A 13391-nucleotide genomic window follows, 5' to 3' on the forward strand; every position below is an offset into this window, starting at 1 on the left:
TCCTTCTATTTATCGTTCAATGAGTCCACAATCGTGCGGCGGGTAGCAACCCAAGCAGGCAATCCCGCACTCAGCAGATTAATCACCAGGCAGAATACAAAAGCCAGGGCAAACACCATCGGGCTGAACAATGCGTCCATGCTCAGACTGAAATCGCCCGCCGTACCAACATTATCGCTATTGGTGAACAACCACGTGCGCATGGCATAGACTGCAAGATAGCTGAATATCAATCCCACCACGCCTCCTATCAACGTCAGCACCAGATTCTCATTCAAGATCTGACGGATAAGCGTGCCATCCGTAGCCCCAAAAGCTTTGCGCACGCCTAACTCGCCGACACGTTGCTGCATGCGGCTATTACTCAGTCCGCACAGATTGAGCGAGGGCACCAGCAAGATAATAAACAAGGCGATTCCGTATTGCAGATACAGCATCGGCAAATCCGGCCCTATATTGGACCATACATGGTTTACGTGTGCTACAATATTATCGGGTTGTTCCATAATATCTATCTGCCTCTCTTCCATACCTGCATTGATGTCCTTCACCCGTTTCTCGACTCCTTGTTTGATGGCAGGAAAATCATCAGGAGTACGTGCCAATACGGCAATAGTCCTGGTTCCGCTATAGCTCCGCCAGCCTGTTACGTCCAGTTCACCCGGATGGTACATAGTCCACACCTGTGCATAAGCGTCTTTGGCAGTGACAGAAATATCTTTCACGACTCCGATGATACGTACCACCTCCCTGTTCAGCAACATCTGCCGTCCCGCAGCCTCCACCGTTCCATACAATTTACGGGCCACGGAAGCGGAAATAACCACCGACTGCATGTCTCCTCCCCGCTCCGCCTTTGTGAAACTTCTTCCATCGAGAAACTGTAGCTTGAAAATTTTCCAGAAATCGGAATCAGTACTCATAGCATCCACTTTCAACCGGTTGTTCCCATCAGTCAGAGAAACCAGAGCCACATTTGGCGTACCGAAAGCCGTGCAAGCCTCTACTTCCGGAAGTGGTTGTATACACTCTTTCATAAATGCAGCCGAAGGTCTGCCATAGATATTCCAATCCTTATTCTCCTTTCCCTGTATGTGCATAGCAGAGAAATAGAGGCAACGGCTACGATTCACCTCCGGCTCCAGGTCAGCATATTTTGTTTGCCAGGTAATCACAATAGCCATAATCATGGTAATGGCGAAAGCCGTACCCAGTATGGATATAGTGCTCAGCAACGGATTCTGCTTCAGAATCGTAAAAGCCTGACGAATCGTTTGCATCATACTCTCCTTCCTTTCATAGTTTCACTATTTCATTTTTCATTCTTTCACTTGCCCCGTCATTCTACCTGACGACCATCGAAGAAGCGTACCGTGCGGCTTGTCTGTTTCGCCTGTTCTTCATTGTGGGTTACCATCACGATGGTGCGCCCGTCTTCCTTATTCAACTGGTGCAGCAGTTCCATCACCTCAGCACCCATCTTAGAGTCCAGGTTACCGGTCGGCTCATCGGCGAGGATTATCTCCGGATTACCAATAATGGCACGGGCAACAGCCACACGCTGGCACTGACCACCAGAGAGTTGTGTCGGCATGTGACGCATACGGTGGCTCAAACCTACCTTCGCCAGCACTTCTTCTGCCAAACGGCGGCGTTCTTTGGCGGACACCTTTCTATATAATAAAGGAAGTTCTACATTATCGAGCACATTCAATGAGTTAATCAAGTGGAAAGACTGGAATACAAAACCCAATTTCTTGTTACGGAAAGCAGCCAGTTCCTTATCCTTCATACCATCCGTACGAGTACCGTCGATCTCAATAATCCCGCTTGTAGGAGCATCCAGAAGACCTACAATATTCAGCAACGTAGATTTTCCGCAACCGGAAGGTCCCATAATACTGAGGAACTCGCCTCTTTCTACTTCGAGGTTTACATTTTCCAACGCCACGGTTTCAATCTCATTCGTACGATAAATCTTGTTTATCTCAGTCAATTTAATCATAATGGTAAGTATTTAATTGTTATTAATTGATTCTATTTACTATCTATTTGTTCTTCACATTTATTAATCAAATGGTATGCCAAAAAAGACATTTACTCATTATCAGACAATTAAGTTTACGGACAGGTGTCCGAAAATGAACACTCTGTTCGTTTTCAGTTGTCCGTTCCTATCCTATTCATCACGCAAAGCTTCAGCAGGCAATATCTTCGCTGCCCGGGTGACGGGTGCATAAGTGCCCAGTAAAGCAATAATAAGCAATATTACATAAGTCAGTATGCTGACTATAAAGAAGTGTGTATATGGCTGATTTTGCCAGTAATCGGGATTTCCATCCATTGTAGGATTGGCAAAACCGGACGCATAAACGCGATGTATTGTCAACGGCAGAGAAACAACAAATGCCACCGTCACCAGCAACCATGCCTCCGTAAGGAACTGACTGCAGATTCCTTTCCGGGTAGCTCCCATACTTCGCATCAGCCCGATGTCTTGTCTTCGTGCATTGCAACGTATCCAGAACGTGCCCACCATACCGAGAAACACGCACAGCAAGGCAAATCCCGCCAATGAATATTGCAGGCGCAAAGTATTTGTCACCCCACTCTCATTTTCATATTGACGACGAATATCAGCGAAGCGTCCCAACTTCGTGAAATAGAAATTACCGACGGTGAGTTGTGGCACCACTTCCGCCTTGAAACGTTTCTCAAAAGCAGCAACATCCACATTCTGCTTTAACCGGAAAGTGACCATATACATCCGTTGAATCCAGTTATGGTTTGGAATCTTGCCATTCACCTGTATCAACAGGTTACCCGGCTGTTCATTAACCCGGTGCTTATAATCCTGCAGCACCCCCATCACTTCATGGAAAGTACTGTCACCATATCGCACCTTCTTGCCCACTGCATCTGCGGTGCCAAAAAGTTCCTTTGCCATACGTTCGGAGACAAATACTCCCTCACGAGCCGCACAATCTTCGGGCAAAGACATTATCTGCCCGCTCTTGGCGTCTTTCATGCCGAATGTACGGAACACATCACCACCCTCTGCCTGCACAAACAGGTAATACTGCGAATGCACCTTCAGTGTGTCATTGAAGTATTGTCCGCCATTCCACGAATTGCAATTCGGAAAACTTGCATTAGTCACCAAGGCAAAACTTTCCACTTCCGGGCAATTCTTCACCAAGCGGGTGATGCGGTATAGATTTTCCTGCCTGATGGCAACGCTGTCTTGTGTCTTGTCAAACTTACCATGCAATTCATCATAATAATCCATATGAAGTACGTATGCCCGCTCTTCATCATAGCCGGGAGCTATGGCGAGATTGGAGGTCAGCACATAGATAGGGTCGATTACCGTCCAGAGGAAAAAACTCACGATGACCAGTTCCACAAATATCCATCCATTCTGTCGGCGCTGATTCCATAACTGGTGTCTTATTATCTTCATCATAGCATCTTAACGTTTAGAGTTCAACGACTGAATTATATTCCGGCGCAATGCCCATACCGCAGGAATAAGCGCAGAGATGAGGTTCAGCAATACGCAAAGTCCGAATGCCATACAGAAAACCATCGGATTAAATAGCATCTCGAACGAGAGGAAAGGTGTCTTCCCGGCATCCGTATAACTGTCGAACAGAGTCAGTATCCAGTCGCTTGCCGTCAGCACAATCAGATAAGAAATCAACAGGCCGAGCAGACCGCCTATACAGGTGAACAGAAGATTTTCCCACAACACTTGTCCTATAAGGCTTCCGTTGGTAGCACCATATGTTTTGCGCACTCCCAACTCGGAAAGGCGTTCGTCCATACGCGAAGACATCATGCCGCTCAGGTTCATGGCAGGAATGAAGAGCAGGGCAAGCAACATATAAAGATATACCCTCAACTCGGATGCCAAGTCAGGGGCTCCGCAAGAATTTACGCGGAATGTGCTGACCCAGTAGTCATCGGGTTGTCCCATAAGGTCATTCATATATTTAGGAGCGGCAAGATTGAATTTCCGGAACACCTCACGCACTTCTTTCTTCAAGGCTTCTTTGTCGGCAGCAGTGGGAGCCGTCATATATATATCCGCACTACCAACCAACTTTCCGGTGTTGTCCGACTTAATCCAGGAGTTAAGCGTTATCGGCATCCATAAATCTCCTACGGTAGAAGGCGTAGCGGCAGAAACATCCTCCACCACACCGCAAACCCGGTATTCCTGCGCATCCATCTTAAAACGCCTGCCCACCACATCATCCGCCGCGAACAGCCGCCTTGCCAGACTTACCGGAACTACCACTTCCCTGCGTTTCGCATCGATATCCGCTTGTGTGAAAGGCTTTCCGTACAGAAAACGAAAGGTAAAGACCTGCCAAAATCCCGCATCGGCATAAAGCGGAGTAATGCCGACAGGCTCATTATTGTCAGGAACTTCCACGTAATATTCCCGATAGCTACCTGAAGCGGCACCAATAGCATCCAAGTGTGGCAATTCTTGCAACATTTTCACCACATCGTAACTGACGCTGGAGCAGTTCCAACTCTTGTCATTATCCTTGGGATAAGATTTCATCATTTTCAATACGCTCATCCGGTTGCGATTATATTCGGGATATATAGGCGCAAACTTCACATAAAAGATGATGAACATTGTCATGACAAGGGCTATTGAAAGCCCTGTACCCACCACATAGATACCGGTAAAGAGACGATGCTGCTTTATCAGCGTCCAGGCTTGTTTCAGATAAAGTTTAATCATAGTATAGTTGTATTTCTATTATTCGTCACGTAATGCTTCTGTCGGCGGTATGCGACTGATCTTACGGGCAGGAATATAGATCCCGATCAATACCACCGCCAACAGGATAGAGAAAACGATGAGTGACACAACAAGGAAATGCTGCGTGAAATCCGTGACCCAACATTCATCAATAATCTGCCTCCAGTTGCTGCCTCTCTCCAATCCTTCTTTGACAGCATATTGCAAATAAAGCAAGCAACCTGTCAATGCAGCTATAAACGTCAGCATCGCTCCTTCACCCATCAACAAGCGGACAATATATCCCGGCGTACCGCCAAAGGAAAGCATCACTCCCACTTCTTCGCGACGTGTGCGTGTCTGTAACCAGAAAGTACCGATAACACCCAAGCAAAGATTAATTAAAAAGAATGCCGCCATTGCCAGATTACGCCGATACATCGGCGTAACATCATAAGACTCATTTTTCGTTATCAATGCTTCATAAGACCGGACGTTACGGGCAAAAAGATTACCGGCTCGCAACTCTTTCACCATCCACGGTTGAAAATCATGCAAGAAACGCTTCATACTCACATTCTCTTTCAGACGAAGCAATATCCGCATATCATCGTAAGCATCTTCCATATCGATAGATATCAAAGGACGAAAAATGACAGGAGCCGGACGGGAATCGCTGGTTGCCTTAAAGTTTCCCACTACGCCGATAACCGGCGAATAAATTGTATCATTCCCCTCTCTGGACCAACAACGCTTATTACCCGCATTTTTAGTGTGGAACAAATGTTCAGCCGTATTTTCAGTCATTACGATGTCATTTTCCGTATAGTCATAGTCCGATAATTCGGCCGGTGTCCTGCCTCGTCCGGAACGAAAACCATAAGTTTCGAAGAAATTCGTATGAGGTATAAATTCCATAATCATCACCGGCAAATCCAATGTGTCACCTTCCGCACGGATAGATGTATTGGCATTCCCCGTAGAATTGGGATAAGCGAAACCCAATACCGGAGTAGCCGATTCTACACCGGGATAGTCCTTAACCAGTCGCGTCAGGTTGAAGTAAGATTTCATAATCATGGCCGAATCCTCAGCCTCTTCATCATAACCGGGCGCTTGTGGCTGCAAGGTACTGAGAGTAACAAGACAAAGGCGGTCGGTGTCATAGCCTAAAGGAATACTGCGGTCATACGTCGTCACGATAACCGGATCAAGGATAATCCACGTAACAATACTGACCAAAATCAATTCCGCCAGTAACCAGCCATTACGGCGACGGCGTGCCCACAGGTTCTTTAATATAAGTTTCAGCATAGTCTTTATCTTTTTTCATTCAATGAATACACAATCGGCTTCCGCAGTGCATACCATGCCGGAATCAATGCTGATAATAAATTCAGCAAGATACAGAACAAAAGAGCAACAGTAAATACCGCCGGGGCAAACAGCACCTCACCGGAAACCAACACATTCACTCCTTCCGGAACCGGTTCGGCCCAGTCTTCCAATATCATAAATACCCACTCACGACAAGTATACAGGGCGAACCAGGCCAACAACAATCCCAACAGACCACCCAGCAATGTCAACAGTAGGTTCTCCCACATCACCTGCGAAAGCAATCCGCCACGACCAGCACCGAAGGACTTACGTACTCCCATCTCCGACAAGCGGCTTTCCATACGGCTCGCTATCATCCCGCTCAGATTCAGGGCAGGAACCAGCAGGAGCACCAGCAATATTAAAAGAAGATAGCGTATCTGTGCCCATGCACCGGTTGTCATACTAGGATAAGGTTTAAACAATCGCTGCAAATGGGATGTGGGTTGTTCCCAAAGATTCACCTGCCATTCATCCGCATGCAACAGATTTTCCTTACGGACAATTTCCTGAATTTCGGCACGCAACGCTTCGGCTTGCACATCGTCCTTTACAAGAAAAGTAACGCCAAATGCACCTAAATAAGGTATTCCATAATTGGAGTCACGATATTTAGGAATTACACTATAAGGAATATAGACTTGAGCGTATGAATCCGAAGTCAGGTAACTTGCACTACGCACAACACCACAAACGCGATAATTGACATAATCCAAACTGAATGAGCGTCCCACCACACCTTCGGCCGTGTCAAACAGACGACGGGCCAGTTCTTCTGTTATGACGGCCGTACAGATACCGCTTTCAAGGTCGGACGTAGTAAAAGGCTTACCTTCCGAAAAATTAAATGGATAGATACGAAAGAAATTCGGGTCAACCAACTTTAAACTTACTGTAAAATCCCCGCTGCGGTCGGCCGGTTGAATATAATTGTCATCTGACCTGTTATTCATAAAACCGGAAACAACCTCAGCATTCTTCAACGGATAAAACCACTCTTGCAATGCCTGATAGGAAACAGCCCATTGAAAAGTCTGTTTATTTGGCTCCGTTCCTTTTTGAAAGCTTGCAGAAGTCAGATAAAGCGTTTGCATGCGATTCACCTCCGGATAGACCGGAGCTACTTTAACGTAGTAAATCACAGCAACAATCATGGTCATAGCAATAGCCAGCCCTGTACCGACTATATAAAGAGTACTGAAAAGCGGATTCTGCTTCAACAAGACCCATGCTTGCTTCAAATAGATTCTTACCATATCTTTTTTATTTTCAAGTTACAAGCTACAAGCTACGAGTTGCTGCAACCCTCACCCCGAAAGGTACTTGTAGCTCGTAGCTAATTCAACTTCAGCTTATTCTTATTTTTATACTGGCTCATGTCGCTCACCACCACTTGGTCACCCGACTGCAAACCACTGATAACCTCTACAAACTCAAAGTTACTGTCACCCAGTTGCACTTTGCGCTTCACGATTTCCTTATCCGAAGTACGCACAAAGAGATCATACTCGCCACGCCCTACATAATAAGAAGCATTGGCTATGCGCATCACGTCTTCTTTCACGGCATTCATCACATATACATCTGTCTTCAAGCCCGAACGCAAACGGCGGTTATTATCCTCATTCAGTTGTACGGTGAAAGAAATCACTCCGTTCTTTGACAACGGTGTCACACTGCTGACCGTACCTTCCAGTTTCTCACTGCCAATCTTCACAATCGCCTTGCCACCGGCGGCCACACGGTCACCATACGTATCTGCAATTTCACCTTCCACCTTGAAATGGCTAAGATCGGAGATTACGGCAAGCTGGCTTCCTTGAGACACCTGTGCACCGATTTGGTTATTGATATAGGTAAGGATAGCTTTGCGCGGAGAGCGAACCTGTGCATCGTCCAGCGTACGCTTCATCTCGGCAAGACCTTTGCGGAAGATGCTGAAATCCAACTCCTGCACTTTATATTCGGCAGCGAGCACTTCTTTCTCGTTGTCATACTGCTGCTTCAATTGTTCGTACTCCAACTGGGCCACGTTATAGCTAAGTTCTGCCTGGCGCACTTTATCCGTAGTTCCCGAACCCAGACTGTCAAGATATTGCTCATTACGCAATTCCACTTTCTTACGGTTCAACTGCATAGCAGAAACCTTAATCTTCATTGACAGGTCGTTCAGTTTAGTCTGATTGTTTACCCGTAGCTGATCCAATTTATAACTGCGCATTTGCTCTTCGTCCAATAACTTCTTGTAGTCTGTCTCTACACTTTGCAAGTCGAGTTTCAGAATCGGTGTACCTACATCCACACTATCTCCACCTTTCTTATATATCTCGACGATACGGGTGTTGATAGGAGAATTGATAATCTCCTCGAAAGCCGGCACCACTTTTCCGGATGCACTTACACTAACTTCAATCGTACCCTTATCTACTGTAGAAAGTACCAGGTCTTTTGTTTTCACTCCTGTACGCATCAATGAAATGAGTACGCTTATAACGATGATACTTGCCACGCCGATGCCGCCGTAACGGATAATTTTCTTGTTGCGCTCTTTGTTACGCACTGCTTTTGGTATTTCTCTGTCCATGTTGAATATTGAGTTATTTATTATTTCATCAGTTTTCAGCCTTCGCCCGCTTTCAAAAACGAACAGACATATTATTCACATTATTTATATATACTAAATGCGTGCCAAAAATGTAAATAGCTGAAAACAAGCAGATAGAGAAAAAAGAAGGGTGTCCGATATCGAACACCCTGTACATTTTCGGATAAATCAATTAGTTTTATAAATGATAATTTAGCGGCGTAGCGCTGGATCAAGGTTTCCTTTCGGCATACTCATTGACGTGATAGTACCTGGTAGGCTGAAAGCCTTTTATCTTATAGCCCAGGGCAACGCCCTGGGAATTGAGTTATGTTTATCCCTGCGCCCTGTAAGGGCATAACAGCCCACATGGGCTTTTGCCCTTACAGGGCGTAAGATTGTGGGAGCATCCATTACCCAGGGTGTTACCCTGGGCTATAAGATAAAAGCCTTTCAGGCTTAGGGGATACACGCTGGTAAATTATCATTTACCTTCCCTTTAATAAACGCCAAAATATGTAAAACCCCGGAACTTTCCTCTGCAAACGCCGTTGTTGTGGGAAATTCGACGGGGAAAATCCTCGCCGCCTAAACCTAAACTAAAATATTAGTAAAATGGAAGATGTAAATTTCAGAAAAGGTGATGCCAAAACAGAAGTGTTTGGATCAAACAGAATGTTGCAACCCTCTCCGGTAGAGAAGATCCCTGATGGACCTACTACTCCCGAGATTGCTTATCAGATGGTAAAAGACGAAACTTTCGCTCAAACTCAACCCCGTCTGAATCTGGCCACTTTCGTTACCACTTATATGGACGACTACGCCACCAAGCTGATGAACGAGGCTATCAACATCAACTACATTGACGAAACGGAATATCCCCGTATCGCCGTGATGAACGGAAAATGTATCAACATCGTAGCAAACCTGTGGAACTCTCCGGAAAAGGATACTTGGAAAACAGGTGCGCTGGCCATTGGTTCAAGTGAAGCATGTATGTTGGGCGGCGTGGCAGCATGGTTGCGTTGGCGTAAAAAACGCCAGGCTCAAGGCAAACCTTTCGATAAACCTAATTTCGTTATCTCAACCGGTTTCCAGGTAGTATGGGAAAAGTTCGCACAGTTGTGGCAGATTGAAATGCGTGAAGTGCCTTTGACCCTTGACAAGACTACTCTTGATCCGGAAGAAGCCTTGAAGATGTGTGATGAAAACACCATTTGTATCGTACCTATTCAGGGTGTGACATGGACCGGACTGAACGATGACGTAGAAGCACTGGACAAAGCTCTCGATGCTTACAACGCCAAGACCGGTTACGATATCCCTATCCATGTAGATGCTGCCAGTGGTGGTTTCATCCTGCCGTTCCTCTATCCTGAAACGAAATGGGACTTCCGTTTGAAGTGGGTTCTCTCTATCAGCGTCAGCGGACATAAGTTCGGTCTCGTTTATCCGGGTCTGGGTTGGGTTTGCTGGAAAGGCAAAGAATATCTGCCCGAAGAAATGTCATTCAGCGTAAACTATCTGGGTGCAAACATTACTCAGGTCGGCTTGAACTTCTCCCGTCCTGCTGCTCAAATCCTGGGTCAGTACTACCAATTCATTCGCTTAGGATTCCAGGGATACAAAGAAGTGCAGTATAATTCGCTGACCATTGCGAAGTATATCCATGACGAAATCGCCAAGATGGAACCGTTCGTCAACTATTCAGAAGAAGTGGTGAACCCGTTGTTCATCTGGTACATGAAACCGGAGTACACCAAGAATGCTAAATGGACGTTGTACGACCTTCAGGATAAACTGTCGCAACATGGTTGGATGGTACCGGCTTATACCCTGCCTTCTAAACTGGACGACTACGTCGTAATGCGTGTGGTAGTACGCCAGGGCTTCAGCCGCGACATGGCAGACATGTTGCTGGGCGACATCAAGAATGCTATCACTGAACTGGAGAAATTGGATTATCCTACTCCTACCCGCATGGCTCAGGAAAAGAACTTGCCGGTAGAAGCTAAAGTGTTCAATCACGGTTGTAAAGCTCACAAAGCAGCAAAATAATTAAGGGAACCAATCAACAAGGGGACAAGCCAACTCGTCCCCTTGTCAATTCTAAAAAGAAAACTTATGGATAAAAAGATTTCAATCTCTCAACTAAAAGAGGTTGCCCAGGAAGCCTATGAACAGGTAAAGGGTAACACCGGGGGAAAAAATGCCGATTACATCCCCTACCTTGCCAACATCGACAAGAATCTGTTCGGTATCAGCATCTGTCTGATGAACGGACAAACCATTAATATAGGTGACACTGACTACCGCTTCGGTATAGAATCTGTTTCCAAAGTACATACAGCCATCCTTATCCTCCGTCAATACGGAGCACAGAAGGTGCTGGATATGATTGGTGCAGATGCTACAGGATTACCTTTCAACTCAATCATCGCCATTTTGCTGGAGAATGATCACCCTTCTACCCCATTGGTAAATGCGGGTGCCATCTCAGCATGTTCCATGGTTGAGCCTGTGGGCAATTCGGATAAGAAATGGGAAGCTATCGTTCAGAATATTACTGATTTGTGCGGTTCAGCTCCACAATTGATTGATGAGCTGTATAAGTCGGAAACGGCTACGAACTTCAACAACCGCTCTATTGCATGGTTACTGAAGAACTACAACCGTATCTACGATAATCCGGATATGGCACTCGACTTGTACACTCGTCAATGTTCATTAGGTATCACTGCCGGACAACTGGCGATTGCTGCTGGAACCATCGCCAACAGTGGTGTAAACCCTGTCACCAAGAAAGAAGTGTTTGAAGCTTCATTAGCTCCGAAGATTACTTCCATGATTTCTACCGTAGGTTTCTACGAACATTCAGGTGACTGGATGTACACTGCCGGCATACCTGCCAAGAGCGGTGTAGGTGGTGGAGTTATGTCTGTACTGCCCGGAGTATTCGGCGCAGCTGCATTCGCACCTCCTTTGGATGAAGCGGGGAATTCTGTTAAATCACAACTCGCCATCAAGTATATCATGAACAAATTGGGTTTGGGCGTGTTCAATGGTGACCGTGTGACTATTGTAGAATAAAGAACAATCTCTCTTTTTCATAAATAAAAGGCGTCGTCAGTCCGGAGAGGATAGGCGGCGCTTGTACTTTTCTTTTGTCTTGAGACAAAAGAAAAGATACCAAAAGAAAAACTCAAGGCTGCACTTCCGGTGCTACTCCGGTACTGCCATCCGCAGACGGGGCTCGAACTCGCTTCGCTCAAACAGATCGCCCCTTACCTGCGTCTGACAGCACCTACGCTTACGCACCTACAGTGAGGCCGGGAGACCATGCGGCGTAAAGTAAGTCACTTCCTATTATGGAAATTCTGTTTACCCCAAATGGTAACTTTGTTAACCCCACACAGTAACTCCATTTACATGCCGAGGTAAAGGTCGTTACATACCGAGGTAAAGAGCGTTACAATAAGTGGTAAAGGTCGTTACATACGGCAGTAAATGCTTTTACATTAGGCAGTAAACAATCGGTAAATATTATCTATTGATTATCAACAAACTAACAAAACCTCATCAGTAATCTATCATCCATTTCTGTACAAACACAAACTAATCCCCCACCGCGCAGCCCTCCGGCATAGGCGTAGGTGCGTAAGCGTAGGCACTGTCAGGCGCAGGTAAGGGGCGATCTGTTTGAGCGAAGCGAGTTCGAGCCCCGTCTGCGAATGGCAGTGTCGGAGTAGCACCGGAGACGTAGCCGGGGTCCCTTTCTTTTTGGTATCTTTTTCTTTCGGGACAAGCCGAAAGAAAAAGTACACACACACAACATTACTTTATATCCCCTCCCTGCAACTCCTTATAATACTCTTGTTTCTTCTGGTTCCTCCTCTGCACCAGACTCGTCACATACACCGTAAATATCGGAAACATCATCATACCCAATGCCGCCAGCAAAACCGACAGCACACGCCCCGTCACCGTCACAGCAATAATATTGGAACCAACCGTCGTTACGTCCATAAACGCCCACCACAAAGCATCCCCATAGCCTGTAACCAATGTATTCACCCCATGCTCCATAACATAAAAAGCCAGACTGGAGAAATAAACCGTAGCAAGCAAAGTCGTCAGGTAGGTAACAAACAGACCGGATGCCTTATTATACGTCAACCACCCCACCACAATGGCCAATGCATAACCACCGCGCACTAAAGGAATAAAACGCAATAGGTAAGTGATTTCTTCGGAAAACGTCCATCCGGCCCAGGAAATAATGCTCTGGTAAGGGATAGCTACCAGAAGAAAAACGAAGTGAGTGGCAAAATAACGTCCTTTATGCTTTGCTAAAAACCACTCCAGAATGAAGTCCAGCAAAAACAATACGCACACCGCAAACTGAACCTTCATAAATACCGTCTGAGTATAGAAAGGAATACCCTTGAATGTATCTACTGAAATACTAACCACTAAAAACAACGAAAGTAACAGAATCACAATGTGTAAGACACCATAAATTCCCTTCTCTCGTAATGCAAATTCTGAAAGAGCCATTTTCATAATAATACCTATTATTTATTCTGATTTAATATATTACTGATTTCTGTCTGATTGCCCTAAAACGTCTTGCACAAGACATTTGTTTAAGTGTTAATTTACCAA

Annotated in this window: 10 protein-coding genes; 2 read left to right on the top strand and 8 right to left on the bottom strand. The window is 45.7% G+C overall.

Going from position 1 to position 13391, the window contains the following annotated elements:
- Positions 1-5: 5 nt before the first annotated feature.
- The 7 genes from BUC01_RS17220 to BUC01_RS17250 all read right to left on the bottom strand — a co-directional run bounded on the left by BUC01_RS17220 (position 6) and on the right by BUC01_RS17250 (position 8726).
- A complete protein-coding gene (locus tag BUC01_RS17220; protein WP_073314375.1) occupies positions 6-1280 on the bottom strand; it encodes an ABC transporter permease in 1275 nt (424 codons plus the stop codon).
- A gap of 59 nt (positions 1281-1339) precedes the next feature.
- Complete coding sequence (locus tag BUC01_RS17225; protein ID WP_025831202.1) at positions 1340-2005, bottom strand: ABC transporter ATP-binding protein; 666 nt, start codon at positions 2003-2005, stop codon at positions 1340-1342.
- Between the two features lie 174 nt (positions 2006-2179).
- On the bottom strand, positions 2180-3466 hold the full coding sequence (locus BUC01_RS17230) for an ABC transporter permease (protein WP_073314335.1): 1287 nt from the start codon (positions 3464-3466) through the stop codon (positions 2180-2182).
- 6 nt (positions 3467-3472) lie between these two features.
- Complete coding sequence (locus BUC01_RS17235) at positions 3473-4762, bottom strand: ABC transporter permease (RefSeq protein WP_073314337.1); 1290 nt, start codon at positions 4760-4762, stop codon at positions 3473-3475.
- An 18-nt stretch (positions 4763-4780) separates the two neighbouring features.
- Entirely contained in the window at positions 4781-6076 is a 1296-nt protein-coding gene (locus BUC01_RS17240; RefSeq protein ID WP_025831201.1) for an ABC transporter permease, read from the bottom strand.
- Between the two features lie 5 nt (positions 6077-6081).
- Positions 6082-7398 carry an ABC transporter permease gene (locus BUC01_RS17245; RefSeq protein WP_073314340.1) on the bottom strand — a complete coding sequence of 439 codons (1317 nt, stop codon included), beginning with the start codon at positions 7396-7398 and terminating at the stop codon, positions 6082-6084.
- Between the two features lie 80 nt (positions 7399-7478).
- Complete coding sequence (locus tag BUC01_RS17250; protein WP_009132133.1) at positions 7479-8726, bottom strand: efflux RND transporter periplasmic adaptor subunit; 1248 nt, start codon at positions 8724-8726, stop codon at positions 7479-7481.
- Between the two features lie 615 nt (positions 8727-9341).
- On the opposite strand from BUC01_RS17250, the gene BUC01_RS17255 reads away from it, so the two are divergent.
- Both BUC01_RS17255 and glsA read left to right on the top strand, forming a co-directional pair.
- The gene (locus BUC01_RS17255) at positions 9342-10784 is read left to right on the top strand and encodes a glutamate decarboxylase (RefSeq protein WP_025831200.1); all 1443 of its coding nucleotides are present in this window, start codon (positions 9342-9344) and stop codon (positions 10782-10784) included.
- Between the two features lie 66 nt (positions 10785-10850).
- On the top strand, positions 10851-11816 hold the full coding sequence (gene glsA, locus BUC01_RS17260; RefSeq protein WP_007216361.1) for a glutaminase A: 966 nt from the start codon (positions 10851-10853) through the stop codon (positions 11814-11816).
- A 744-nt stretch (positions 11817-12560) separates the two neighbouring features.
- On the opposite strand, the gene BUC01_RS17265 is transcribed toward glsA, so the two are convergent.
- Positions 12561-13289, bottom strand: a complete 729-nt coding sequence (locus BUC01_RS17265; RefSeq protein WP_073314342.1) for a potassium channel family protein — start codon at positions 13287-13289, stop codon at positions 12561-12563.
- Positions 13290-13391 lie beyond the last annotated feature (102 nt).

It is taken from the genome of Bacteroides stercorirosoris, from assembly GCF_900142015.1.
Taxonomy (GTDB): Bacteria; Bacteroidota; Bacteroidia; order Bacteroidales; family Bacteroidaceae; genus Bacteroides; species Bacteroides stercorirosoris.

Excerpts from the sequence above, each read along its gene's own strand:
- BUC01_RS17220 (WP_073314375.1), bottom strand. The coding sequence starts at position 1,280 with ATGCAAACGATTCGTCAGGCTTTTACGATTCTGAAGCAGAATCCGTTG.
- BUC01_RS17225 (WP_025831202.1), bottom strand. The coding sequence starts at position 2,005 with ATGATTAAATTGACTGAGATAAACAAGATTTATCGTACGAATGAGATT.
- BUC01_RS17230 (WP_073314335.1), bottom strand. The coding sequence starts at position 3,466 with ATGATGAAGATAATAAGACACCAGTTATGGAATCAGCGCCGACAGAAT.
- BUC01_RS17235 (WP_073314337.1), bottom strand. The coding sequence starts at position 4,762 with ATGATTAAACTTTATCTGAAACAAGCCTGGACGCTGATAAAGCAGCAT.
- BUC01_RS17240 (WP_025831201.1), bottom strand. The coding sequence starts at position 6,076 with ATGCTGAAACTTATATTAAAGAACCTGTGGGCACGCCGTCGCCGTAAT.
- BUC01_RS17245 (WP_073314340.1), bottom strand. The coding sequence starts at position 7,398 with ATGGTAAGAATCTATTTGAAGCAAGCATGGGTCTTGTTGAAGCAGAAT.
- BUC01_RS17250 (WP_009132133.1), bottom strand. The coding sequence starts at position 8,726 with ATGGACAGAGAAATACCAAAAGCAGTGCGTAACAAAGAGCGCAACAAG.
- BUC01_RS17255 (WP_025831200.1), top strand. The coding sequence starts at position 9,342 with ATGGAAGATGTAAATTTCAGAAAAGGTGATGCCAAAACAGAAGTGTTT.
- glsA (WP_007216361.1), top strand. The coding sequence starts at position 10,851 with ATGGATAAAAAGATTTCAATCTCTCAACTAAAAGAGGTTGCCCAGGAA.
- BUC01_RS17265 (WP_073314342.1), bottom strand. The coding sequence starts at position 13,289 with ATGAAAATGGCTCTTTCAGAATTTGCATTACGAGAGAAGGGAATTTAT.